Origin of the sequence: Rhodococcus tukisamuensis NBRC 100609 (assembly GCF_001894985.1) — a bacterium.
Taxonomy (GTDB): Bacteria; Actinomycetota; Actinomycetes; order Mycobacteriales; family Mycobacteriaceae; genus Rhodococcus_G; species Rhodococcus_G tukisamuensis.
Genome location: NZ_BCXG01000004.1, coordinates 237,214 through 261,460, shown reverse-complemented (window position 1 = coordinate 261,460; position 24,247 = coordinate 237,214). Strand labels below are relative to the sequence as shown.

Here is a 24,247-nt window from a genome sequence, read left to right as displayed (position 1 = left end):
GACTCTACCGACGGCGTCCGGGTTTTCGGTCGGTCACCTCCAGACGCTGGTGCCGGGCGGCGCAGGGGTGCAGAGTTGTCCGCATGGACGTTCCCGGCGTCATGACCGGGTGGCAGGTTCGCCGGCCCGGGCCGATCCGCGCCAGACCGCTGGATCAGGTGTCGATGCCGGTGCCGTCGCCCGGGCCGGACGAGCTCCTCGTGCGGGTCCGGGTGTGTGGCGTGTGCCGGACGGACCTGCACGTGGCCGAGGGAGACCTCCCGGTGCACCGGCCCGGCGTGGTGCCCGGTCACGAGGTGGTCGGCGAGGTCGTGGACTGGGGCGGCGAGGTGGGCCCGGGATTCGGGCTCGGCGACCGGATCGGCATCGGCTGGCTCCGGCAGACCTGCGGGGAGTGTCGGTACTGCCTCGCCGGGCGGGAGAACCTGTGTCCCGGTTCGCGGTACACCGGCTGGGACGTCGACGGCGGCTACGCGGAGTACGCCGTCGTGCCGGCCGCGTTCGCGCACCGACTGCCCGACGGCTACCTCGACGAGGAACTGGCGCCGCTGCTGTGCGCCGGGATCATCGGGTACCGGGCACTGGTCTGTGCCGAACTTCCGGAGGGCGGCAGGCTGGGCATCTACGGGTTCGGTGGCAGCGCACACCTTGCCGCGCAGGTCGCCCTCGCGCGGGGCGCCGAGGTGCACGTGATGACCCGCGGGGCGCGGGCGCGGTCGCTGGCGCTCGACCTCGGGGCGTCGTCGGCGCAGGATGCGGCGGATCCGCCGCCGGTGCCGCTGGACTCGGCGATCCTGTTCGCCCCGGTCGGCACGCTCGTTCCGCCCGCGCTCGAGGCACTGGACCGCGGCGGCACGCTGGCGGTCGCGGGCATCCATCTGTCCGACATCCCGCGGCTGAACTACCAACGGCACCTGTTCGAGGAACGTCGGCTGCGGTCGGTCACCGCCAACACCCGCGCGGACGCCCGGGAGTTCCTCGAGTTCGCGGGCGCGCACCGGCTCCTCGTCACCGCCAACGCCTACTCGTTCGACGAGGCGGACCGTGCGCTCACGGACCTGCGAGAGGGCCGGGTGAGCGGCGCCGCAGTGCTCGTCGTGTGACGTGGCGGGGACGCCGCGGCCGACCCCGCCGGTTGACACCCCGCCGCCCCGCGCCGCACAATAGAACGCACGTTCGATGCGACTTCCCCGCTCGGGCACCGCAGGCAGAGCTCTCTGCTGCGGATGCGGACGGGAAGGAGTGGCAATGGGCTGGGGCAACGGGCCGCCGACGTGGTCGGAGATGGAGCGGGTGCTCTCGGGTCGTCCGGGGCGGAACCCGCCGGAGGCGATGTACCCCGGCGACGGCAGCGACAGCCCGGCCTGGTCCCGCAAGCGCGGTGAGTACCGCGGCAGCGTCATCGTCCCGGACGCGGCGCCGACCGTGCCCTACGCGGAACTGCACGCACACTCGGCCTTCAGCTTCCTGGACGGCGCGAGCCCACCCGAGGAGCTGGTGGAGGAGGCCGTCCGGCTCGGCCTCGAGGCGGTCGCGCTGACCGACCACGACGGGCTCTACGGGGTGGTGCGGTTCGCGGAGGCCGCCAAGGAGCTGGGCATGCGCACCGTCTTCGGGGCCGAGCTGTCCCTGCCGCCACAGGGTTCGGGCTCGGCCGATCCGCGAACCGGCGCCGCGGACCCGGACGGCACCCACCTGCTGGTGCTGGCCCGCGGCGGGGAGGGCTACCGGCGGCTGTCCCGGCAGCTCGCCGCGGCGCACCTGGCCGGTGGCGAGAAGGGGCGGCCCCGGTACGACCTCGACGCGTTGACCGCCGCCGCGGGCGGGCACTGGCAGATCCTCACGGGCTGCCGCAAGGGGCACGTGCGCGCGGCGCTCGCGGAGGGCGGCGCCGCGGCCGCCGAGTCCGAGTTGCGGGGGCTGGTCGAGCGATTCGGGTCCGACCGGGTCACCGTCGAGCTCACCCACCTGGGCGTCGCCGAGGACGACGAGCGCAACGCCGTCCTGGCCGACCTCGCGGACCGCTGCGGGCTGCCCGTCATCGCCTCCACCGCAGCACATTTCGCGCGGCCGTCCCGGCGACGGCTGGCGATGGCGATGGCCGCGGTGCGGTCCCGGCGGAGCCTGGACGAGGCGGCAGGCTGGCTGGCCCCGACCGGGGGCGCGCACCTGCGCTCCGGCGCGGAGATGGCGCGGTTGTTCGCCGCACACCCGGGCGCCGTGCTCGCCGCCGCGGAACTGGGCCGCGAGTGCGCCTTCGACCTGCGGTTGATCGCGCCGCGGCTGCCGCCGTTCGACGTCCCCGACGGGCACACCGAGGACAGCTGGCTGCGGGAGCTGACGATGGCCGGCGCGCTCCGGCGCTACGGCACCCCCGAGCAGCGTCCCGACGCCTACCGGCAGATCGAGCACGAACTGACAATCGTTGCCCAGCTGACGTTTCCGGGCTACTTCCTGGTGGTCCACGACATCGTGTCCTTCTGTCGCCGCAACGACATCCTCTGTCAGGGCCGGGGGTCGGCGGCCAACTCGGCGGTCTGCTATGCCATCGGGATCACCAACGTCGACCCGGTGGGGAACCGGCTGCTCTTCGAGCGGTTCCTCTCCCCGGAGCGGGACGGCCCGCCGGACATCGACGTGGACATCGAGTCGGACCGGCGGGAGGAGGCCATCCAGTACGTCTACGGCAGGTACGGCCGCGACTACGCCGCGCAGGTCGCCAACGTCATCACCTACCGCGGCAAGATGGCGGTGCGGGACATGGCCCGCGCGCTGGGCTACTCGCAGGGCCAGCAGGATGCGTGGAGCAAACAGGTCAGCCGTTGGAGCGGCGTGAAGGACGAGACCGACACCGACATCCCGCGAGCGGTGCTCGAGCTGGCCGGCGAGATCGAGGGATTCCCACGGCATCTCGGTATCCACTCCGGAGGGATGGTGATCTGCGACCGGCCGATCGCGGACGTGTGCCCGGTGGAGTGGGCGCGGATGGAGAACCGCAGTGTGTTGCAGTGGGACAAGGACGACTGCGCCGCGGTGGGCCTGGTGAAGTTCGACCTGCTCGGTCTCGGCATGCTCTCGGCCCTGCACTACATGATCGACCTGGTCGCCGAGCACGAGGGCGTCGAGGTGGACCTGGCGCGGCTGGACCTGTCCGAGGCCGCGGTCTACGAGATGCTGTGCCGGGCAGACTCGGTCGGCGTGTTCCAGGTGGAGTCCCGGGCCCAGATGGCGACCCTGCCGCGGCTGCGGCCCCGCACCTTCTACGACCTGGTGGTGGAGGTCGCGCTGATCCGGCCCGGCCCCATCCAGGGCGGCTCGGTGCACCCGTACATCCGGCGCCGCAACAAGCTCGAGCCCGTCACCTACGACCATCCCTCGCTGGAGAACTCGCTCGAACGCACCCTCGGCGTCCCGCTGTTCCAGGAGCAGCTGATGCAGATGGCGGTGGACGTCGCCGGGTTCACCGCCGCCGAGGCCGACCAGTTGCGCCGGGCGATGGGGTCGAAGCGGTCGCCGGAGCGGATGGAGCGGCTCAGGGGCCGGCTGTACGACGGCATGCGCGAGCTGCACGGCATCACCGGCGAGGTGGCCGACCGGATCTACGAGAAGCTCTACGCCTTCGCCAATTTCGGCTTCCCCGAGAGCCATTCGCAGTCCTTCGCCTCGCTGGTGTTCTACTCGGCCTGGTTCAAGCTGCACCATCCGGCGGCGTTCTGTGCGGGGCTGCTGCGAGCCCAGCCGATGGGTTTCTACTCGCCGCAGTCGCTGGTGGCCGACGCCCGCAGGCACGGGGTGCGGGTGCACGGGCCGGACGTGAACGCCTCCCTCGCCCACGCCGGACTCGAGCGTGGGGGCGCCGAGGTGCGCCTGGGTCTCGGCGCGGTGCGGCACATCGGATCGGCGCTCGCGGAGAAGATTGTCGAGGACCGGCAGGAGGGCGGCCCGTTCGCCTCGCTGCTGGACCTGACGGGCCGGGTGGGGCTGAGCACCGCGCAGGCCGAGTCGATCGCCACGGCCGGCGCACTGGGCGGCTTCGCCGGCTCGCGGCGGCAGGCGCTGTGGGCCGCAGGCGCGGCGGCGGGGGAGCGGCCGGACCGGCTGCCGGGGGTGGGGGCGGCGGTCACCGCGCCGACGCTGCCCGGGATGAGCGACGTGGAGTTGGCGGCCGCCGACGTGTGGGCCACCGGTGTCTCCCCGGGCTCGTACCCCACCCAGTTCCTTCGCCCCCAGCTCGACGCGCTGGGGGTGGTGCCGGCGTCGGGCCTGCTGGCGGTCCCCGACGGCGACCGGGTGCTGGTCGGCGGCGCGGTCACCCACCGGCAGCGCCCGGCCACCGCGGCGGGGGTCACCTTCATCAACCTCGAGGACGAGACCGGGATGGTGAACGTGGTCTGCTCGGTGGGGCTGTGGGCCCGCTACCGCGCCCTCGCACACACCGCGCCGGCGTTGTTGGTGCGCGGGCGGGTGCAGAACGCGGAGGGCGCGGTGACCGTTGTCGCGGACCGGTTGCAGCGGATGGACCTGCGGACGGCGGGCAAGTCGAGGGACTTCCGGTGACCGGGCGGCGCGCCGGCTGACGGCCCGACGGGCTGGTCGCCGCGCCCGGCCCGGTCGTCCGGCGTGGACTCCGGTCGCCGGGGGAACAGTGCACGCGAGCCGCGGGTTGATACCCCCATGGGTATAGTTGCCCAGCGTCTCGATACCCAAGGGGGTATCTGGGCCGGCGTGGGGTCCGGTTCGTAGGGGGGTGCATGTGTGGCCTCCATATACCCCCACCCGTATTTTCGATCGATCGTCTCCAAGGCAAGCGAGGTACCGATGTCCGTCACCAGCCCCGTCGGGGCACCCGAACACGCGCCGCCGGTGGGCGGCCCGCTGGCCCGCCTCGGCGCGGCCATGTCCGACCACTTCCGCTGGGTGGTCACCGCCTGGCTCGCCGTGGTGGTGCTGCTCGGCGCCGCCGCGCCGTCGGTGTTCTCCTCGCTGGCCGGCGCCGGCTGGCAGGCCAACGGCTCCGAGTCCGTCGCCGTCCGCGAGCTCGCGGAGCAGCACTTCGGCGGCGCCGGCAGCTCCGCGCTGCAGGTGGTGGTGCACTCGGACACGGCCGCCGTGGACTCGCCCGAGATGACGGCCGCGATCGCCGCCGTCACCGGGGTGCTCGCCGACGATGCGCGCATCTCCGCGGTGGTGCCCCCGCAGCCGGGTGTCAGCATCAGCCCGGACGGGCACACCGCCGTCGTGCTCGGCGGCGCGGCCGCCGACCCGGACGAGATGGTCCGGGCCGCAACCGACCTCGCCGACCCGCTGGCCGAGATTGCCGGCGACGGCATCGAGGTGTATCCGACCGGCGCGTCGGCGCTGTGGAGCGACTTCAATGCCGCCAACCACGACGCGATGATCAAGGCCGAGATGATCTCCTGGCCGGTCACTCTGGCGATCATGGTGCTGGCCTTCGGCTCGCTGGTGGCCGCCGGCCTGCCGCTGCTGCTGACCATGGCCGGCCTGGTCGCCTCCGCCGGCGCCCTGGTGCTGATCAACGAGATCGTCCCGATCTCGGTGTGGGCCATGAACTTCGCGATGATGTTCGCCCTCGCGCTGGGCATCGACTACGCGCTGTTCCTGGTGGTCCGCTTCCGGGACGCACTCCGGGGCGGGGCGAGCCGGCGGATGGCGGTGGCCGAGACCATGGACACCGCGGGCAAGGCCGTGCTGCTGTCCGGGCTGACCGTGCTGGTGAGCCTGTCCGCGGTGCTGCTGGTGCCGGCGCCCGCCGTGCGGACCATGGCCGTCGGCATCATGCTGGCGGTGGTGTTCGTGCTCGCCGCGACCCTGACGCTGCTGCCCGCCGTGCTCGGCAAGCTCGGCGAGAGGGTCAACGCCGCCGCACTGCCGTACGCCAGACGCCAGCAGGCGCACTCGCCGTGGTTCGGTGCCTGGGGCAAGGTCGTCGACCGGCGGCCCTGGCCCCTGGCGCTCGGCGCGCTCGCGGTGCTGGCCCTCCTGGCGCTGCCGGTGCTCGGGATGAAGGTCGCCATGCCGTCCATCCAGGTGGTCCCGGAGGACGCCCCGGTGCGGCAGGGCTACGCCCTGGTCCAGGAGCGGCTGGGTGACGGCGTGCCGGGGACCCTGCAGATCGTCGCGTCGACCGCCGACGCCGAGGAGACCGCGCGGATCGCGTCGGCCACCGAGGGCATCGCGGCGGTCACCCCGCCGATGCCCACCTCGGGCGGAGCCGCGGGTCTCGATTCCGTCGCCGACGGCACCGACCGGGTGCTGCTGCAGGCGATCCCGACCGTCGACCCGTCGGATCCCGCGTTGGCCGGCACGCTGGACGCGCTGCGCGCCGACCTGCCCGACTCCGCCGTGGTGGGCGGGGCCCCCGCGGAGAACCTGGACCTGCAGCAGGCCCTGAACGACTACCTGCCGATCGTGATGGCGGTGATCCTGGTGCTCGGCTTCGTGCTGTTGCTCGTTGCGCTGCGGGCGCCGGTGATCGCCTTCCTGGGCACGGTGGTGAGCCTGCTCTCGACGGCCGCCGCGTTCGGCGTGGCGACGCTGATCTTCCAGGACGGGCACCTGTCCGGGCTGCTCGGCTTCGACCCGCAGGGCTTCCTGGACGGCTGGGGCCCGGTGTTCTTCTTCGCGATGATATTCGCGATCGCGATGGACTACACGGTGTTCCTGCTCTCGACGGTCAAGGAGCACGTCGAGCGCACCGGCGACGCCCGCGGCGCCCAGATCGAGGGCATGGCGCGCTCGGGCCGGGTGATCTTCGCGGCGGCCGCGGTCATGGTCGGGGTGTTCTTCAGCTTCGCGCTCGCGGAGCCGCTGCCGCCCAAGGAGATGGGCGTCATCCTGGGCGTCGCGGTGCTGCTCGACGCGGTCCTGGTGCGACTGGTGCTGCTGCCGGCGCTGCTGCGGCTGACCGGCCGGGCGGCATGGTGGACCCCGCGCTGGCTGGACCGGGTGCTGCCGAGGATCTCGTTCACGCACGGCTGACGGCGACCACCCCGGCCGCGGCGGCTCGCCGTGGCCGGGGTCAGGTCGGCTCGGCGTCGGGGGAGTCGGACCGGTCCCCGCTGCCCTGGTCCCCGCTGCCCTGGTTTCCGGTGTCGCGGTCCTCGTCGAGGACGCTGACCGTCACCCCGTAGGGCAGGAAGCGGACCTGCCGCCGCGGGTCGGTGTTGTTCTTGTTGGCCCGCAATGCGTCGAGTTCGGTCGCGTAGACCTCGTCGACGCGCGCGGCGCCGTCGGCGGTGACGGTGTAGATCGCCCACACCCCGTCGCCGACGTCGCCGGTGGTGGTCGGGCGAGGGGACGGCCACCCGCGTCGGGCGGTGCGGTCGCCGGAGTGGCTGCTCCAGGCCGTGCCGAAGTCGAAGCCGACGTCGCCGAGCAGGCCGCCGAACTTCCCGAGGGCGTCTCGAAGTCCGTCGCCCACCTCCTTGGCCAGGCGGTCGAGGTTCTCGGGGTCGAAGCCCGAGGGTCCGTGGTCGCTCATGATCTCTCCTAGTGGTGCGGGGCGGGCCTCGCCTCCAGTGTGAGCGCGGCGTGGCGTCGCCGCCAGGATGGGCCCGCGCGATACCCCGAGGGGTACCCTGGGGGCAGTCGGTTTCGATGAACCAGATGAAGTTCGACGAACTACATGAAAACGGAGGTGTCGGCATGACCGGAGACGAGGAGAGCATCGCCCTGGTGCTCAACAGGCTGCGGCGGGCCCAGGGGCAGCTGGCCGGCGTCATCTCGATGATCGAGAGCGGCCGCGACTGCAAGGACGTGGTCACCCAGCTCGCCGCGGTCTCCCGCGCCCTCGACCGGGCCGGCTTCAAGATCGTCGCGACCGGGTTGCGGGACTGCCTCGAGGGCACCAGCCGGGACAACCAGGCGCCGATGACCGAGGCGGAGCTCGAGAAGCTCTTCCTCGCGCTGGCGTGAGCGCCGCGATGGACGCGGGCGACTGGGACGCCCGGTACCGCGAGCGCCCCGACCCGTGGGGGCAGGATCCGGCCGGGACGATCACGCAGCGGCTCGCCGGCCGGACCCCCGGCCGGGCCGTCGACCTGGCCTGCGGCGACGGCAGGCACGCCCGCTGGCTGCGCCGGTCGGGGTGGACGGTCACCGGCGTCGACTACTCGGCGGTGGCGATCGAGCAGGCCCGCGCGACGGACCCCGACGGCGGGATCGACTGGCAGGTCGGCGATGTCACGCAGTGGACGCCGGACGGACCGGTGGACCTGGTGCTGATGAGCTTCCTGCACCTGCCGACCGACGAACTGGCGGCGCAGATCGCCCGGGCGGCGCAGTGGCTGGGCCCGGACGGAACCCTCCTGTACCTGGGGCACTCGCTGGAGAACTACCACCGCGGCGTCGGCGGCCCGCCGGACCCGACGATCCTGCCGACCGTCGCGGACCTGGCGAGCGCGGCCGAGGGTCTGCGGGTGCACGCGCTCGAGCACGTCTGCCGGCCCGCGGGGGACGGCGTCGCCGTCGACATCCTGCTCGAGGCGTCCCGCTGGGGGCTCGCGACGCACCGGTGACCCGCCGTCGCACGTACTGAACAGACCACATCGACCCGAGGACGGACATCATGGAACTGGGCATCGGAACCCGACTGACCGCACCCTTCGACGACACCGTGGAGCGCACCCGTAAGGCGCTGCATGAGCAGGGCTTCGGGGTGCTCACCGAGATCGACATGCAGGCCACGCTGCAGGCCAAGATCGGCGAGGACATCGGCCGCTACCTGATCCTCGGGGCCTGCAACCCGCAGCTCGCGCACCGCGCGGTCGGCGTCAACCGCCAGATCGGTCTGCTGCTGCCCTGCAACGTCGTGGTCCGCGAGGACGGCGGCGACGTGGTGGTGGAGGCGATGAATCCGGAGCTGATGGTGCAGGTGTCCGGTGACCCGGAACTGCGGTCTGTGGCCGACGACGCGACCGCCCGGTTGCGCTCCGCGATCGCCACTCTTGCGGGCTGACCCGCGGCCCCGGAACGCCGGGTAGCAGTATGTAACTCCGTGGCGCGGTGGAGAATCGACTCCACCGGCTGCGGTCGTCGCTATTTGGTCGTCACCGAACGGGGTTAAATCGCATGTCCGTGGGAATTGGGCTCAGGGTCGGCAGCATCGTGTCGACGACGGTGGTCGCGGCGAACGACGCGGGCACCCCGGACCCGGCGGTCATCGCCCGCGACACCGTGCTCTACGTGTACCCGGACGGCGGCACCGTCCTCGGTGGGGCGGAACCGCTCGAGGAGGGCGCCGAGCACAGCAGCACCGTCTCCGGGTTCCTCGCGCGAGTCGGCGACCCGGACGGCGTCACGGGCAGCGACGGCACCCGGTACCGGGCCGAGGACGTCGTCGCCAGCGCGCTGCGCAGCCTGCTCCGCGAGTGCGAGCCGCTGCCGTCGTCCGGGGGACGCACCGGCGGCACCCCGGACGTGGTGGCCGCCTACCCGTCGCGCTGGGACGCCGAGATCGTCTCCGAGCTGCGTGAGGCGCTGGACTATGCGGGCCTGCAGCAGGTGTCGCTGGTCTCGGACGCCGAGGCGACCAGCGCCTGGTTCGCGTCCGAGATCGCCGATCGGCCCGGTCAGCTGGTCGGCACCTATCACGTCGACGACGGGGGTGCCACGCTCACGCTGGTGCGTGCGGGCAGCGTCGTCGGCCGCTCGTTCCGGTTCCCCGCCGGCAGCGGCTCGTCGCCGACCTCGCAGCTCTCCAGCGCGCTGGGCGCGTTCGGCTGGCTGCCGTCGAACCTGGACGCGGTCGTGGTGACCGGTGACGGCCTGGTCGCCCGGGACGCGGACGCCCTGCGCGGCCTGGCCGACTCGATCACCCAGAAGTTCGGCGTGCGCTGCGTTGTCGGCCCCGGACCGGAGCAGGCGGCCGCGCTCGGTGCCGCGGTCCTGGCGGCGGGCTTCAGCCCCGCCGTCCAACCCAAGCGGCCGATCGGACTGCCGCCGTCCTACGACGTCACCGAGGTGTTCGCGGCGATCCCCGGCCGCAAGGTGGTGGGGCTGGAGGCGGGCGCCGAGCCGCCGGTGGCGACGGCGACGGTGGCCTCCGTCGAGGCGGCGCCGGACGACGAGACCGCGGACGTCGACGAGGCCGAGCCCGGCAAGTCCGCCTCGCGCAAGCTGCCCGTCGTCCTCGCGGCGGTGGTGGTCGTGGTGCTGCTGCTCGCCGGGGCCGCGGTACTGCTGCTCTAGCGCGAGACGGGAGCGGCGGCGTTGCCGGGCGCTCCCAGCAGCGTCCCGGTCCACAGCCCGCGTGCGGTGTGCGCGGCCACCACGCCCCAGATGCCGAGCAGCAGGGCCAGCAGGGTCACCGACAACCACTGGACGGCAACGGAACCGGTGGCGATCCCCAGCGCACCCGCGCCGCCCGCGCAGGTGCCGATCGGGAACGTGAAGCTCCACCAGGTCATGGTGAAGTGCAGGCCGCGGGCGAGGGCGCGGGCGGTCAGCAGGCAGGCGTAGCCGAACGCGAGCACCCCGGCGCCGCCGACCACCGTGCCGTACCCGACCCCGAACGCGTGCAGTGCGGCGGCCGTGTCGGGGCCGACCACTTCGGCGGAGGCCCGGCCCAGCAGGTTCGCCGCGGCCACCGACTGCCCGATCACGCCCAACGGGATCCACACGGTCGGCATGGCCTGCAGCGCGGGCAGTCCGTGCCGACGCGCGTGGCCGACCACCGCCACCATCACCGTGGCCGCGGCGACCAGGGTCGCCGAGAACAGGGCGTAGCAGGCGATCAGCATGGCCAGTCGCGCCTGCCCGGCCGGCAGGTGCCCGATCAACGCGGCCCCGGTCGCGGCGGAGACCATCGGCGGCACCACCGGCATCAGCCAGGCGGGCGTCGGGGTGCCCGCCACCATGCGCGGCGGGATGAGCACCGCCACCGTCACGCCGACGACCGTGCCGACCACCCACAGGGCCAGCGCGATCGCCGCGGCCGGCCGAACGCCGATCAGGTCCGCCCCGGCCCCGAGGGTGCCGGCGCCGACGGTGAGGATGCCCATCGACACGGCGCCGAAGAACGGCGCGGTGCCCGGATTGCGGGCGTGGCCGAGGGCGTGCTCGCGGTGCCGCAGCCACAGCGTGGCGAACGCGACGGTGAGCACCGTCAGCTCCGCGACGGCGAGCAGCCAGAACGCGTGCGCGACGACCCGGCGACCCGGCAGGTCCACCGGCAGCGCCGCCGCGCCCACCGCGATGATCCCGGTGCCCATCACCACGGCGAACCAGTTCGGGGTGAGCCGGGCCAGCGCGGGCGCCGACTGGGGCGCGGGGCGGCGGGCGGGGGCCGCGGCGTCGGTGGTGAGCATGGCCTCAAGCCTGCTTGGTCCGCGTCGTGCCAGGTAGAGGCCTTGTCGTTGCGCGCTCACAATTTCTGCTTGTGACGGATTATCCTGGTGTGATGCCGCTCTCGCCCCGAGTACCCGAACTCGCCGCCCTCGACGTGCTGGTGTCCGTCGCGCGGCTGGGCAGCATGGGCGCCGCCGGTCGCGAGCACGGGCTCAGTCAGCAGGCGGTCAGCGCGCGGGTCCGTTCCGCCGAACGTCAGCTCGGGATCAGGGTCTTCGACCGCGCGCCCACCGGCGTGACCCCCACCTACGAGGGTGGGCTGGTGCTCGAGTGGGCCAGCGGCACCCTGACCGCCGCCGAGCACCTGGCGTCGGGCATCTCGGCCCTGCGCGGCGAACGCGAGGCGAACCTGACCGTCGCGGCCAGCATGACGATCGCCGAGTACCTGGTGCCGGGTTGGACCGTGACCATGCGCCGCAAGAACCCGACGGTGGTCACCTCGGTGCGGTTGCTGAACTCCGCCGACGTCGCCACGCAGGTGCTCGCGGGGGACGCCGACCTCGGGTTCGTCGAGGGTCCCGAGGTGCCGGTCGGGCTGGACTCGCGGGAGGTCGCCCGGGACGAGCTCGTGGTGATCGTGCCGCCGGGACACCCGTGGTCGCGGTCCGGGCCGATCGCCCCGGCCGAGCTGGCCCGCACCCCGCTGATCCAGCGCGAGTTCGGGTCCGGCACCCGCACGACCCTGGAGCAGGCGATACCCGACTGCGTGGACCCGCTGCTCGAGCTGACCTCGTGCACCGCCGTCAAGGCAGCCGTGGTCGCGGGCAACGCGCCCGCGGTGGTGTCGTCGCTGGCGGTGGCCGCGGACCTGACCGACGGGCGGCTGGTCGCCGTCGCGGTCGACGGGCTGCGACTGCCCCGGCGACTGCTCGCGGTGTGGTCCGCCGGCCGCGAACTGCGCGGCCCGGCCCGCGACTTCCTCGACATCGCGGCGGGGTGAGCGAGGTGCGGGACCGACCGGTGCCGGACGCCGGGCCGGGTCTCAGACGCCGCCGGCGAACCCGTGCTGGCGCCAGGCCTCGTAGACCGCGACCGCGGCCGCGTTGGACAGGTTGAGCGAGCGCCGGCCCGGGATCATCGGGATCCGCAGCTGGGTGGTGACGTGCGGGTCGGCCAGCACCTCCTCCGGCAGCCCGGTGGGCTCGGGACCGAAGAGCAGCACGTCGCCGGGCAGGTAGGCGACGTCCGCGAACGAGGTCTCCGCGTGCGCGGTGAACGCGAACACCCGCTCCGGCGCCAGCGCGGTCCAGGCCGCGTCGAGGTTCTCGTGCACGGTCACCGAGGCGAGGTCGTGGTAGTCGAGGCCGGCGCGACGCAGCTTCGGCTCGGACAGGTCGAAGCCGAGCGGCCCGACCAGGTGCAGCTCGCAGCCCGTCCCGGCGACCATCCGGATGGCGTTGCCCGTGTTGGGCGGGATCTTGGGCTCGAGGAACATCAGTCGGAACACAACGGGACTGTACCTGCCCCGGCGCGGCAGCAGCCCTCGCGCAGCGGTCGCGTGCTTGGCAGGATTCGGCCTTGACGGCGACGGCTGAGTTCATATCCATCGAGCGCCAGCGCGAGATTATCCAGCAGCGGGCCGTTGCTAATGGTCACACTGTTGGCTGGGCTGAGGACGTAGACGTTTCCGGGGCGGTGGATCAGTTCGACACTCCGAAGCTGGGCCGTGGCTGAACGATCGAATGCACGAGTGGGACATCCTCGCCGCGCGGAAATTTGACCGGCTCGGACGTAACGCGATCCAACTTTCAAAGCTCTTCGGGTGGTGCGGCGAGCACGACAAGACGCTGGTCTCATGCTCGGAATCCATCGACCCGGTCGGATGCTGGCCGGTGTAATCGCTGGACTCGCTGAGGGCGAGCTGGAGGCGATCCGGGAGTGGTCCCGTGGATCACCGCGTGCCCTTCGAGGACGGGCACGTTGGGCAGGCGGCAAGCCGCCATTCGGGTACACGGCAATGAAGCGTGACGGCGGGGAAGGCTGGACGCTTGAGGTTGACCCCGTGGCACATTCGCTTATCCGGCGAAGGGTCAACGACGTACTCGACGTCAAGCCGACGAACCAGCTTGCCCGTGACCTCAAACTTAAGGGGTACCTGACACCTTCGGAGTACTACGCGAGCGTCAGGAGCGGCGGCCCGACGCTGCAACTCCCGTACGACGAACTCCCGAAGGATGGCTACGGGAATCGAAAGCCCAAGCGGGCGCCAACCTCACTGCGGAACCTGCTCCGTAACAAGTCGCTCCGTGGATACATCCACCACAACGGGGAGACGGTCCACGATGACGAGGGCAGGCCGATCCAGTTGGCCGACCCGATGGTGACGCTGGATGAGTGGGAGCTGGTCCAGGGAATCCTCGACCGAAAACAAGAATACCGGCGCGGTATCCGTCGCCCGGAATCAAGTCCGCTCGCTGGGGTGGCGGTCTGCTTGCAATGTGGAATGACTCTGCACCGATCTCGGCACGTGGCACGTGGCCATGAGTATCGGTACTACCGCTGCGAGAACCCGGACACCACGATGATTCCGGCAGAGCTGCTTGAGTAGTCCACGGAGGAACGGTTCTTATTCGAGGTTGGGGACCTTGAAGTCCGACAGCGTGTCTGGGTTCCGGGCGACTCGCGAGATGAGGAACTACGGGAGGCTAGCACGGCGTTTCATAATCTGACTCGGATCCTCGGCAGCGTCGCATCAGCGACGGCGAACGGGATCTTGAGGCCCAGATTGCGGCGATTGATGCCCTGATCGCGGAGCTTGAATCGACCCCGGCTCGGGAATCCCCATGGGAGTGCAGGCCCATCGGAGGGACATATCGGTCGGTGTGGGAATCGTCGGACACCGACGCGTGTAGGGAACTGTTGCGAAGGTCCGGGATCACGGTGGCCGTCAGCATCAGCGGGACTGGTGGCCGGCGCGCTGGGAGTAATCCAGGGTCTCTCAAGTCTGACTTTCGCGTACCTGACGAGTGGTGGGCGAACCTCGGCTACGCCGCAAACTCTCAGGGGTGACAGGACAGCAGGTACGCGGGCCAGAAACGGCTTCCCTCCGACCCTGACCCGCGACTGAATTCGGATGCTTCCGAGGACTGATACGCGCCCTTCTTTCGTGCGGCGCGGCCCAATTGATGTCTATGAGTTGCTCGTTCCTGGCAAACTACCGAAGTATCCTTTGAGGGGGCACGGCTAGCGATCGGCCGAATCGAATTGAGGCGAGACGATGGTCTTCTTCTCACCCGTGAGCCCGCTTGTCGGCGGCTCCGTCGTAGACCTACTCAAGACAGCCTTTCTCCGTCGTCGCAAAGAGCCTGCGACAGAAAGAGATACGGGGTCAACGCCAGGTTCGGAAACTGACGGATCAGTCGTAAAGACTGCGAGCGATTCAGTCGAGGCGGTCGACCAGGCACTTGCCGTTGAGCGTATCGATGAACTCAAGCATGAAGTCGCTGAGACCACCGCTGCGATCGAGGATCAGCTTGCCGTTGAGCGAACCGCCCAGCTCAAGCTATACGCGAGAACGCAGTACGGCTTCTATGTCTGCTTCCAGTTGTTGGTCCTTGTGCTTGCTATCGTCGCAGCAGGGGCACTTGTCATCGGCATCGTTCGCCTAGTCTTCGGAGACCCGAGCAATATCGACGTTGTCATTAGCGTCATTGTTGCGATCGGTGCGGTTGCGACCGGGGGTGCAGCGGTCTTCATCCAACGGCAAGCGACAGAGGGCAAAGATCGCTACCTAGAGGCGATAAAGCTGATTGACGAGGCCCGTTGAAGCCTGCCCGAATTGCACCGCCGGTCCGTGCCTCAGGCCTCCCGCCCTCCGAAACCACTTGGAGGGTGGGGGCGCCGACGACTACGGCGACAACGGTCCGCACTGGTCGGTTGCCGATGTGTTCGATTCGCAGTCGCTCCACGACGTGCGCGAGTTCAAACGGTCGATGAAGGCTTTGGCCAAGGCCCGAAGGGTAGGTATGCGGGCCAGAATCGGCGTGTCCCTCCGATCCTGACCCGCGACAACCGGAAAATACTCCTGGGGACCGACACCGACCGATCGGTGCCCGTCTGGGCGATCAGCTAACCGGAGTCAGCTCGTCGTCGCCCGCGTACTCGCGGATGACTGACCGGACCTGCTCAGCAACCTTGTAGATGTCCACGACTGATCCGATGTCGTGTCGAACTTCGGCCTTGTTGCCACCCTCCAACGTCATCACGTACTTCACGCTTCTTGCCGTTCAGGTACAGGCGAATGATCGGCTTACGGTTGTTGTCGTCCAGCAGCACGTCGTCTGGCTGACCACCGTGACCGACAGCGGTGTGCCCTCGCCGAATCCGGTGTGGTTCGTGCCCGACGGCGACGATCTGGTGGTGTTCACCGCGCCCGAGTCGCGCAAGGTGCAGAACGTCCGCCAGCGGCCGACGGTGACCCTGAACTTCAATTCCGATCCCCCCGGCGGCGACATCGTCGTCATCAAGGGCACGGTGTCGGCGACGCCGAACGTCAAGGCGAGCGGCCTGCCCGGCTACCTCGACAAGTACGAGACCGCGATCACCGGCGAGCTCGGCACCACGGTCGCGGAGATCGACCGGATCTACAGCACCGAGCTGCGTATCACCCCGACACGGGTGCGGCTGACCCCCGGCTGACCGACCGGAGTAGCAGACCGCCGGCGGACCCCGGACTGCCTCCCGTGTACTTCCGTGTCACCGGCCCAGGGCAGGATCGGTGCATGGCACAGGAACCCGAGCAGATCGTCGGCGAGGACTACTCGGACGCGCGGCTGCCGCGCCAGCACTGGCAGGACCGGCACTACACCGGCTGCAACTTCCGCGACGCCGACCTGAGCGAGCTGCGCACCGAGCGGGTGGTCTTCACCGACTGCGACTTCACCGGCGCCGACCTGACCGGCTCGCATCACGAGGCGAGCGCGTTCCGGTCCTGCACGTTCACCCGGACCAGGCTCTGGCACAGCACCTTCCGGTCCTCGACCCTGCTCGGCTCGAGCTTCGTGGACTGCCGGCTGCGGCCCATCGTGTTCGAGGACGTGGACTTCACGCTGGCTTCCCTCGGCCGTGCGGACCTGCGTGGGGCGGACCTGACCGACTGTCGGCTGCGCGAGGCGAACCTGGTGGAGGCGGACCTGCGCAAGGCGGTGCTGCAGTCGGCGGACCTGAACGGTGCCCGCACCGCGGGCCTGCGGCTCGAGGGGGCGGACCTGCGTGGCGCGCACGTCGACGCCGCCCTGTGGACCAGCGCCAAGCTGGACCAGGCGAAGATCGAGATGACGCAGGCGATCGCGATGGCGTCCGCGCTGGGCCTGGTCGTCGAGCCGTAGCGGACCCGGTCAGCGCACGAACTCGCGCGCCAGCAGGTCCATCAGCAGGCCGTCGGCCCAGGTGCCGTCGTGGTTCATCTCGTACTCCCGCATCACCCCGACGTCCTTGAACCCGACCTTGCGGTAGCAGGCGATCGCGGGGGTGTTGGCGGCCTTCGGGTCGATGACCAGCCGGTGGTAGCGGTGGTCGTCGATCAGGTGCGCGCACAGCACCCGCACCACCTCGGTGCCGAGACCGCGGCCCTGGGTCTCGGGCGCGAGGAACAGGTCCAGGCCGGCGTGCCGGTAGTCCGGATCCGGCTCGAAGGACCACTGGGCGAACCCGACGACCTGATCATCCTCGAGCACCGTGTACTTGACGGTGTCCGGTTCCTGCACCTCGGGCCAGTCGTCGTCGGGCATCTGCCACCACTTGCGCACCTCGGGCTGCCGGTGGATCTCGCGCAGCCGGGCGCGGTGCTCGGGTCGCAGCGGCGTCAACAGGACCCGAGGGCCGTGCAGTTCGGGGGCAACTTTCGGAGTCGGTGCCATGCTCTCAGTCTTACCTGAAACAATGGCGGTCGTGACTGCGACGATCCTGGATGGCAAGGCAACCCGCGACGAGATCTTCATCGACCTGAAGGCCAGGGTCGACGCCCTGCGTGCCCGGGGGATCACCCCCGGACTGGGCACCGTGCTGGTGGGTGACGATCCCGGATCGGCGTCCTACGTGCGCGGCAAGCACAGCGACTGCGAGAAGGTCGGGATCACCTCGATCCGGCGCGACCTGCCCGCGGACGTGACCCAGGCCGAGCTCGAGGCCACCATCGACGAGCTCAACGCCAATCCCGAGTGCACCGGGTACATCGTGCAGCTGCCGCTGCCCAAGCACCTCGACGAGAACGCCGCGCTCGAGCGCATCGACCCGGACAAGGACGCCGACGGCCTGCACCCGGTCAACCTCGGCCGCCTCGTGCTCGGCAAGGAGGCGACCCTGCCCTGCACCCCGCGCGGCGTCGTGCACCTGCTGCGTCGCTACAACGTGCCGATCGACGGTGCCCACGTCACCGTCGTCGGCCGCGGCGTCACCATCGGCCGCCCGATCGGTCTGCTGCTGACCCGTCGCAGCGAGAACGCGACCGTCACCCTCTGCCACACCGGGACCAAGGACCTGGCCGCCGAGGTGCGGCGCGCCGACATCGTCGTCGCCGCCGCCGGCGTGGCCGGTCTGATCACCGCGGACATGGTCAAGCCGGGCGCCGCAGTGATCGACGTGGGCGTCAGCCGCACCGCGGAGGGCCTGCGCGGCGACGTCGCCGACGACGTCCGGGAGGTCGCGGGCTTCCTGTCCCCGAACCCCGGTGGTGTCGGCCCCCTGACCCGGGCGTTCCTGCTGAGCAATGTCGTCGAGCGCGCGGAGCAGCTCGCGGCCGGTTCGGCGTAGTCCACGTGACCGCTGCCCGGTCGTCGACCACCAACGGCTGGCTCCGGCTCGCCCGCCGGAACCTGCCGTTGCTGGCGGTGCTCGCCGTGGTCCTGGTCGCCGCCGTGTTCGTGCTGGCCGACCGGTGGCGCCGCGGCGCCTTCGTCTTCGGGCTCGCGACGCTGGTGGCGGCGGGCTTCCGGTTGTGCCTGGCGCCCGAGGACGTCGGGGTGCTGGCGGTGCGTGGTCAGCGCTTCGACGTGGCCGCGATGACGACGGTCGGTGTCGCGATCGTGTGGTTGTCGGTCTCGATCGACCCCCTGGGCACCGGCTGAGCCGCGCCTGAGTCGCCGGTGCGCGCCTGAACAAGCAGCTGAAGGCGTGCCGGTGCTGCCGCCCTGGGGCGGCAGCACCGGCCTCACCTCGACTACGGGGCGGTGCGTCCGACCCTGGCCAGCGCCAGGGTCTCGCCCATCAGCTCGGTGACCCACTCGACCTCGGTGAGGAAGCCGTCGTGCCCGGCCGGCGAGTGCACCACCCGAATGCCGTCGCAGCCCGGCAGCAGCTCCGCCATGGCCTGGGCCTGGTGCAGCGGGATGATCCGGTCCGAGTCGATGGCGCCGACGACCACCGGGACAGGGGTCGACCGCAGGGCAGCTTCGATGCCGCCGCGGCCGCGACCGACGTCGTGCTTGTTGGCGCAGTGGGTGAGGGCAACGAAGGAGCCGGCGTCGAACGTCGACACCAGCTTGTTCGCGTGGTACTCGAGGTAGCTCTGGACCGCGTAGCGGCCGCCGTTCCAGATGTCCTCGCCCTCCTGCGCGGCATTCGCGAACTGGTCGTCCATGGCCGCCGCGCCGCGGTAGGTCAGGTGGGCGAACCGGCGGGCGATGTTCAGTCCGTTGTCGGGCGAGACGCCGGTGCCGTAGTAGTCGCCGCCGTGCCAGTTCGGGTCCGCGGCGATGACGTCGATCTGGGCGGTGTGGCCGCCGATCTGGTCCGCGGTCGCGCGGGGACTGACCGCGAGGAGCAGCGCCGAGCGGATCCGGTCGGGGTGGCCGATCATCCATTCGAGGGTGCGCATGCCGCCCAGCGAGCCGCCGATGACGGTCGCGAACTGTGCGATCCCCAGGGTGTCCGCCAGCACGCGCTCCGCCTCGACCTGATCGCGGATGGAGATCGCGGGGAAACGCGATCCCCAGATCTGGCCGTCCGGTGCGGGCGTGCTCGGTCCGGTCGTTCCGCGGCAGCTGCCGAGCACGTTGGTGACGAGCACGCACCACTCGTCGGTGTCGATCGGCGCACCCGGACCGACCATGCCGTTCCACCACCCGGCGGTGACGTGGTCGGGACCGGCCGGGCCGGTGACGTGCGAGTCACCGGTCAGCGCGTGCTCGATCAGCACGATGTTGTCCAGATTCGGGTTCGGGGTGCCCCAGCACTGCATCGCGATGGTCACGTCCGGCAGCACCGCACCGCTCTCGAGCTGCAGCGCACCGATGTCGATACTGGTCAGGCTTCCGTCCGACGGGGGGAACGGCGCGAAGGCCCGGGCGCCGGCCGCGGACGCCGCGACGTCGTCACGCCCGGTCGGGGGCGTTGCCACCTCGGTCTGCGTCGAGTCGGGCGTAGAGCTGGGTTGAATCACAGATGAGCGCACCGGGCCGATGGTAGTGACCCGGTCCGTCGGTGGAGGCGCAATCAGCCAATTCTGGCCGACCGTCCAGCAAATTCTGGTAACCGGGTGAGACGGGTGTGAGACGGGTGTTGCGGGGATGGTCGGGAGCTAACCGGCGGGGCCGTGGCGACCGGCACGGGCCAGCGTCATGGTCTCGCCGAGCAGGTTCGTGACCCACTCGGCCTCGGTCAGGAAGCCGTCGTGACCGTCCTTGGAGTTCACCACCCGCAGGCCCTCGCAGCCGGCCAGGTGGTCGGCAAGCTCCTCCTGCTGGCGCAGAGGGTAGAGCCGGTCCGAGTCGACGCCGCCGACGATGACCGGGACGGTGCACGCGGCCAGCGCGGCCTCGATGCCGCCGCGCCCCCGGCCCACGTCGTGCCGGTTCATCGCCTCGGTGAGCAGGACGTACGTGGCCGGATCGAAGCGTGCCACGAGCTTGTCGGCCTGGTGCTCGAGGTAGCTCTGGACCGCGTACCGGCCGCCGTGCCACGGGTCCTCGCCGGGCTGTGCGACGTTGCCGAACCGGGTGTCGAGCTCGTGCTCGGTGCGGTAGGTCAGGTGCGCGATCCGGCGCGCGATGCGCAATCCGGCCCGGGGGGCCCGGCCGGTGTCGTGGTAGTCGCCGCCCTGCCAGTCGGGATCGCTCGTGATGGCCGCGATCTGGGTGGTCTGGGTGCCGATCTGGTCGGCGGTCGCGCGGGCACCGACCGCCAGGATCAGCGCGGACGCCACCCGATCGGGATGGCCGACGGCCCACTCGAGGGTCCGCATGCCGCCCATCGAGCCGCCGATGACGGACGCGAACCGCTCGATGCCGAGCACGTCGGCGAGTGCCACCTCGGCGGCCACCTGGTCACGGATGGACGTCTCCGGGAAGCGGGACCCCCACCGGCGGCCGTCCGGTGCGAGCGTCGTCGGCCCGGTGCTACCCCGGCAGCCGCCGAGCACGTTGGTGGCGAGGACGCACCACTCGTCGGTGTCGAGCGGGGCGCCCGGTCCGACCATGCCGTCCCACCAGCCGGGGGAGGGGTGGGACGCGCCGGCGGGTCCGGTGACATGCGAGTCGCCGGTGAGCGCGTGTTCGACCAGCACCACGTTGTCGCGCGCGGCGTTGGGCACCCCCCATGCCTGCAGGGCCAGTGTCACCGCGGGCAGCACGGCGCCGTTCTCGAGCTTCAGCTCGCCGATGTCGACGCTTGTCAGGCGCCCGTCCGGGGCGGGGAAGGCCAGAGCCTGCCGCCCCGAACGGGCGCCTGAAAAGGAGCTGACGGTCAAGATGTCGCCGCCTCGAAGCCGGTCTCGAGGTCGGCCAGGATGTCGTCGATTCCCTCGATGCCCACCGCGAGCCGGACCAGGCCCGGCGTGACGCCCGCGGCCAGCTGCTCCGCGGGGCTCAGCTGCGAGTGGGTGGTGGACGCGGGGTGGATGACGAGGGAACGCACGTCGCCGATGTTAGCGACGTGGCTGTGCAGGGAAAGGGCATCGACGAACTTCTTGCCCGCGTCGATCCCGCCGGCCAGCTCGAACGCCACGATGGCGCCCGGGCCGCGCGGGGCGAGCTGCAGTGCCCGCTGGTGCCAGCGCGAGGACGCCAGCCCGGCGTAGGCGACCGAGGTGACCTCCGGCCGGTCCTGCAGGAACTCGGCGACCCGCTGCGCGTTGGCCACGTGCCGCTCCATCCGCAGGCTCAGGGTCTCGAGACCCTGGCCGATCAGGAACGCGTTGAACGGCGACACCGCCGGGCCCATGTCGCGCAGCAACTGAACCCGTGCCTTGAGCGCATAGGCGGGCGCGCCGAGGTCGGCGAACACCACACCGTGGTAGCTGGGGTCCGGGGTGGTGAAGTTGGTGTGCCGGCCCTGGGTCCAGTCGAAGTTGCCGCCGTCGACGATGACGCCGGCGATGGCGGTGCCGTGCCCGCCGAGGTACTTCGTCGCCGAGTGCACCACGATGTCGGCGCCGTGCTCGAGCGGCTGCAGCAGGTAGGGCGACGCGACGGTGTTGTCGACGATCAGCGGGAGGCCGTTCTCGTGTGCGACCGCCGCGATGCCCGGGACGTCGAGCACGTCGTTCATCGGGTTGGAGATGGTCTCGCCGAAGAAGGCCTTGGTGTTCGGCTGGATCGCCGCACGCCACTGGTCGAGGTCGTCGGGGTCCTCGACGAAGCTCACGGTGACGCCGAGCTTCGGCAGGGTGTAGCGGAACAGGTTGTACGTGCCGCCGTAGAGCCGCGGGCTGGAGACGATGTGGTCGCCCGACTCGGCGATGTTCAGCAGCGCGGTGGTGGCGGCGGCCTGCCCGGAGGAGAGCAGCAGCGCGGCCACCCCGCCCTCGAGCGCCGCGATCCGCTGCTCGACGGCATCCTGCGTGGGGTTCATGATCCGGGTGTAGATGTTGCCCGGCTCCGCCAGCCCGAACAGCGCGGCGGCGTGGTCGGTGTTGTCGAAGGTGTACGACGTGGTCTGGTAGATCGGCAGCGCGCGGGCGTTGGTGTTGCTGTCGGCCGATGCACCGGCATGGATCTGCTTGGTCTCGAAGCTCCAGGCTGCGGTCGGGTCGAGTGCGGGCGTGTTCTCGCTCATGTGGGCTCTGCTCCAGGAGAAGATGGGGGAGGTCGGCGCGGTCAGTGCGCTTGGACCAGGCGCGATCGGTGCGCCGATGGACACATGGGGACTGTCAGCGAGAGCAACACACGGTGAACCTCCGGTGGGTCGTGGCCCGGTCTGTGGGTCCGTCCCGACGGACCCGCGCTTGTCATCCGACACTTCTGCTTCGAACAACCAGGTCTTCACCCGGGGCACCCCACCGCGGATGGAGGGTTGCCGACCAGCGAGCCGGGGCTTGACGCTGGAACTCTTGACCTGTCGCCGATCGTAGCGCCACCGGGTACGGGGCGGTCAGCCGGGCGTCAGTGACCGGCGTTACAGGACTAAAGTGCTGGCCGCCCGTATTCACTCCGCGAGACGCGCCCACCGGGCGCGAGTTCGCCCGCCTGTGATTCGCCACCACCTTGGGGAGAGCCGATCGTGAAAGCCGCCGCAGGGGCGCTGACCCGGGGTCTCACCGCGCGTCACATCCGATTTATCGCACTGGGATCCGCCATCGGGACCGGGCTGTTCTACGGTTCCGCGGAGGCGATCGAGAAGGCCGGCCCGTCCGTGCTGCTCGCCTACCTGATCGGCGGCGCCGCGGTGTACATCGTGCTGCGGGCGCTCGGCGAGATGGCGGTGAGCAACCCGGTGTCGGGGTCGTTCGGCGAGTACGCCAGCAAGCACCTGGGGCCGCTCGCCGGATTCGTGACCGGCTGGACGTACACCTTCGAGATGATCGTCGTCTGCCTGGCGGACGTGACCGCGTTCGGCATCTACATGGGCTTCTGGTTCCCGGACGTGCCCCGGTGGATCTGGGTCCTGGCCATCGTGTTCTTCATCGGCGCGATGAACCTGCTCAGCGTCCGCGTGTTCGGCGAGATGGAGTTCTGGTTCACCCTGGTCAAGGTGACCGCCATCGTCGCGATGATCGTCGGCGGTGCGGCCATCCTGATCTTCGGCTTCGGCGTCCACGACACCAGCGTCGGGGTGAGCAACCTGTGGACCGACGGCGGCTTCTTCGCCACCGGGTTCGGCGGCTTCGTGGCCTCCTTCGCGATCGTGATGTTCGCCTTCGGCGGCACCGAGATCATCGGCATCACCGCGGGGGAGGCGGAGGACCCCGCGCACACCATCCCGCGGGCGGTCAACACCGTGCCGGTCCGGATCGTGCTGTTCTACGTGCTCACCCTCGCCGTGATCATGGCACTGAACCCGTGGCAGGAGATCGGGTCGGAGGGCAGCCCGTTCGTGGAGATCTTCTCCGGGCTCGGGATCGGTCCGGCCGCGACGGTCCTCAACATCGTGGTGATCACCGCAGCGCTCTCGGCGATCAACAGCGACGTCTTCGGCGCCGGCCGCATGATGTACGGGATGGCCCAGCGCGGCCAGGCGCCGGCGGTGATGAAGCGGGTCTCGCGCAGCGGCGTCCCGTGGATGACCGTCGTGGTGATGACCGGCGCGCTGTTGCTGGCGGTCCTGCTCAACTACCTGATCCCGGACCGGGTGTTCCTCGTCATCGCGTCGATCGCCACCTTCGCGACCATCTTCGTCTGGCTGATGATCCTGCTCTCGCAGTACGCGTCGCGGAAGCAGATGAGCGAGGACGAGGTGGCCGCGCTGCGGTTCCCGGTGCTGTTCTGGCCGTACGGGCAGTGGGCGGCATTCGGCTTCCTGCTGGTCGTGGTCGCGGTGCTGGCGGTGGTCGCCGACACCCGGGTGGCGCTGGTCGTCGGCCTGGTGTGGTTGGCGCTGCTCACGATCGCCTACCGAGTCTTCGTGGCGCGGCGGCCGGCGGCGCAGGAGGACGAGCCGGCACCGGTGCCGCTGGCCTGACCGCGGAACCGCGGTGCGGGAGACGATCAGGCGGCGGGTCGCCGGGCCC

Annotated in this window: 23 protein-coding genes and 1 riboswitch; of the genes, 15 read left to right on the top strand and 8 right to left on the bottom strand. The window is 70.8% G+C overall.

From position 1 onward, the window contains the following. Positions 1-101: 101 nt before the first annotated feature. From RT2_RS06615 to RT2_RS06605, 3 genes are all read left to right on the top strand, one after another. Positions 102-1,103: a zinc-binding alcohol dehydrogenase family protein gene (locus RT2_RS06615; protein ID WP_092776224.1), complete on the top strand. Its 1,002-nt coding sequence runs from the start codon at positions 102-104 to the stop codon at positions 1,101-1,103. 145 nt (positions 1,104-1,248) lie between these two features. After that, positions 1,249-4,557, top strand: a complete 3,309-nt coding sequence (locus tag RT2_RS06610) for an error-prone DNA polymerase (protein WP_072843729.1) — start codon at positions 1,249-1,251, stop codon at positions 4,555-4,557. Between the two features lie 261 nt (positions 4,558-4,818). Further along, on the top strand, positions 4,819-6,999 hold the full coding sequence (locus RT2_RS06605; RefSeq protein WP_072843728.1) for an MMPL family transporter: 2,181 nt from the start codon (positions 4,819-4,821) through the stop codon (positions 6,997-6,999). Positions 7,000-7,039: 40 nt separating this feature from the next. Here the strand turns inward: RT2_RS06605 and RT2_RS06600 are convergent, their stop codons facing one another. Further along, positions 7,040-7,501: an Rv0313 family protein gene (locus tag RT2_RS06600; protein WP_072843727.1), complete on the bottom strand. Its 462-nt coding sequence runs from the start codon at positions 7,499-7,501 to the stop codon at positions 7,040-7,042. A 164-nt stretch (positions 7,502-7,665) separates the two neighbouring features. On the opposite strand from RT2_RS06600, the gene RT2_RS06595 reads away from it, so the two are divergent. From RT2_RS06595 to RT2_RS06580, 4 genes are all read left to right on the top strand, one after another. Beyond that, entirely contained in the window at positions 7,666-7,935 is a 270-nt protein-coding gene (locus RT2_RS06595; protein WP_072843816.1) for a metal-sensitive transcriptional regulator, read from the top strand. Further along, positions 7,932-8,537 carry a class I SAM-dependent methyltransferase gene (locus RT2_RS06590; RefSeq protein ID WP_371851143.1) on the top strand — a complete coding sequence of 202 codons (606 nt, stop codon included), beginning with the start codon at positions 7,932-7,934 and terminating at the stop codon, positions 8,535-8,537. The genes RT2_RS06595 and RT2_RS06590 overlap by 4 nt, the downstream gene beginning before the upstream one ends. A 50-nt stretch (positions 8,538-8,587) precedes the next feature. Further along, positions 8,588-8,977 (top strand): DUF302 domain-containing protein, encoded by a 390-nt coding sequence (locus RT2_RS06585; RefSeq protein ID WP_174556671.1) that lies wholly within the window; start codon positions 8,588-8,590, stop codon positions 8,975-8,977. Between the two features lie 113 nt (positions 8,978-9,090). After that, positions 9,091-10,209: a DUF7159 family protein gene (locus tag RT2_RS06580; protein ID WP_072843725.1), complete on the top strand. Its 1,119-nt coding sequence runs from the start codon at positions 9,091-9,093 to the stop codon at positions 10,207-10,209. Here the strand turns inward: RT2_RS06580 and RT2_RS06575 are convergent. Continuing rightward, positions 10,206-11,327 carry an SLAC1 family transporter gene (locus RT2_RS06575; RefSeq protein WP_072843724.1) on the bottom strand — a complete coding sequence of 374 codons (1,122 nt, stop codon included), beginning with the start codon at positions 11,325-11,327 and terminating at the stop codon, positions 10,206-10,208. The genes RT2_RS06580 and RT2_RS06575 overlap by 4 nt on opposite strands. 92 nt (positions 11,328-11,419) lie before the next feature. Here RT2_RS06575 and RT2_RS06570 point away from each other — a divergent pair, with 92 nt between their 5' ends. Further along, the gene (locus RT2_RS06570; protein WP_072843723.1) at positions 11,420-12,307 is read left to right on the top strand and encodes a LysR family transcriptional regulator; all 888 of its coding nucleotides are present in this window, start codon (positions 11,420-11,422) and stop codon (positions 12,305-12,307) included. A gap of 42 nt (positions 12,308-12,349) precedes the next feature. Here the strand turns inward: RT2_RS06570 and RT2_RS06565 are convergent, their stop codons facing one another. Further along, positions 12,350-12,814: a tRNA (cytidine(34)-2'-O)-methyltransferase gene (locus tag RT2_RS06565; protein WP_072843722.1), complete on the bottom strand. Its 465-nt coding sequence runs from the start codon at positions 12,812-12,814 to the stop codon at positions 12,350-12,352. A gap of 510 nt (positions 12,815-13,324) precedes the next feature. Between RT2_RS06565 and RT2_RS26300 the strand changes: the two genes are divergently transcribed. Further along, positions 13,325-13,915 carry a recombinase family protein gene (locus RT2_RS26300; protein WP_072843721.1) on the top strand — a complete coding sequence of 197 codons (591 nt, stop codon included), beginning with the start codon at positions 13,325-13,327 and terminating at the stop codon, positions 13,913-13,915. Positions 13,916-14,584: 669 nt separating this feature from the next. Further along, on the top strand, positions 14,585-15,133 hold the full coding sequence (locus RT2_RS06555) for a hypothetical protein (RefSeq protein ID WP_072843720.1): 549 nt from the start codon (positions 14,585-14,587) through the stop codon (positions 15,131-15,133). Between the two features lie 298 nt (positions 15,134-15,431). Here the strand turns inward: RT2_RS06555 and RT2_RS25755 are convergent, their stop codons facing one another. Continuing rightward, positions 15,432-15,581 (bottom strand): hypothetical protein, encoded by a 150-nt coding sequence (locus RT2_RS25755; protein ID WP_169888184.1) that lies wholly within the window; start codon positions 15,579-15,581, stop codon positions 15,432-15,434. Positions 15,582-15,660: 79 nt separating this feature from the next. Between RT2_RS25755 and RT2_RS06550 the strand changes: the two genes are divergently transcribed. Both RT2_RS06550 and RT2_RS06545 read left to right on the top strand, forming a co-directional pair. After that, on the top strand, positions 15,661-16,005 hold the full coding sequence (locus RT2_RS06550; protein ID WP_169888181.1) for a pyridoxamine 5'-phosphate oxidase family protein: 345 nt from the start codon (positions 15,661-15,663) through the stop codon (positions 16,003-16,005). A gap of 83 nt (positions 16,006-16,088) precedes the next feature. After that, on the top strand, positions 16,089-16,694 hold the full coding sequence (locus tag RT2_RS06545; RefSeq protein ID WP_072843719.1) for a pentapeptide repeat-containing protein: 606 nt from the start codon (positions 16,089-16,091) through the stop codon (positions 16,692-16,694). Between the two features lie 9 nt (positions 16,695-16,703). On the opposite strand, the gene RT2_RS06540 is transcribed toward RT2_RS06545, so the two are convergent. After that, on the bottom strand, positions 16,704-17,225 hold the full coding sequence (locus RT2_RS06540; RefSeq protein WP_072843718.1) for a GNAT family N-acetyltransferase: 522 nt from the start codon (positions 17,223-17,225) through the stop codon (positions 16,704-16,706). Positions 17,226-17,256: 31 nt separating this feature from the next. Between RT2_RS06540 and RT2_RS06535 the strand changes: the two genes are divergently transcribed. Next, positions 17,257-18,117 carry a bifunctional methylenetetrahydrofolate dehydrogenase/methenyltetrahydrofolate cyclohydrolase gene (locus RT2_RS06535; protein ID WP_217635611.1) on the top strand — a complete coding sequence of 287 codons (861 nt, stop codon included), beginning with the start codon at positions 17,257-17,259 and terminating at the stop codon, positions 18,115-18,117. 5 nt (positions 18,118-18,122) lie between these two features. Beyond that, positions 18,123-18,431 carry a DUF3017 domain-containing protein gene (locus tag RT2_RS06530; RefSeq protein WP_072843716.1) on the top strand — a complete coding sequence of 103 codons (309 nt, stop codon included), beginning with the start codon at positions 18,123-18,125 and terminating at the stop codon, positions 18,429-18,431. A gap of 92 nt (positions 18,432-18,523) precedes the next feature. Here the strand turns inward: RT2_RS06530 and metX (RT2_RS06525) are convergent, their stop codons facing one another. The 3 genes from metX (RT2_RS06525) to RT2_RS06515 form a co-directional block, all read right to left on the bottom strand. Further along, a complete protein-coding gene (metX, locus tag RT2_RS06525) occupies positions 18,524-19,702 on the bottom strand; it encodes a homoserine O-acetyltransferase MetX (RefSeq protein WP_083577110.1) in 1,179 nt (392 codons plus the stop codon). A 180-nt stretch (positions 19,703-19,882) separates the two neighbouring features. After that, positions 19,883-21,004, bottom strand: coding sequence for a homoserine O-acetyltransferase MetX (gene metX / locus RT2_RS06520; protein WP_072843812.1), 1,122 nt, complete (start codon positions 21,002-21,004; stop codon positions 19,883-19,885). Between the two features lie 41 nt (positions 21,005-21,045). After that, a complete protein-coding gene (locus RT2_RS06515; protein ID WP_072843715.1) occupies positions 21,046-22,356 on the bottom strand; it encodes a bifunctional o-acetylhomoserine/o-acetylserine sulfhydrylase in 1,311 nt (436 codons plus the stop codon). 160 nt (positions 22,357-22,516) lie between these two features. Continuing rightward, positions 22,517-22,636, bottom strand: a riboswitch (SAM riboswitch). Between the two features lie 164 nt (positions 22,637-22,800). Here RT2_RS06515 and RT2_RS06510 point away from each other — a divergent pair. Continuing rightward, a complete protein-coding gene (locus tag RT2_RS06510; protein WP_072843714.1) occupies positions 22,801-24,198 on the top strand; it encodes an amino acid permease in 1,398 nt (465 codons plus the stop codon). Positions 24,199-24,247 lie beyond the last annotated feature (49 nt).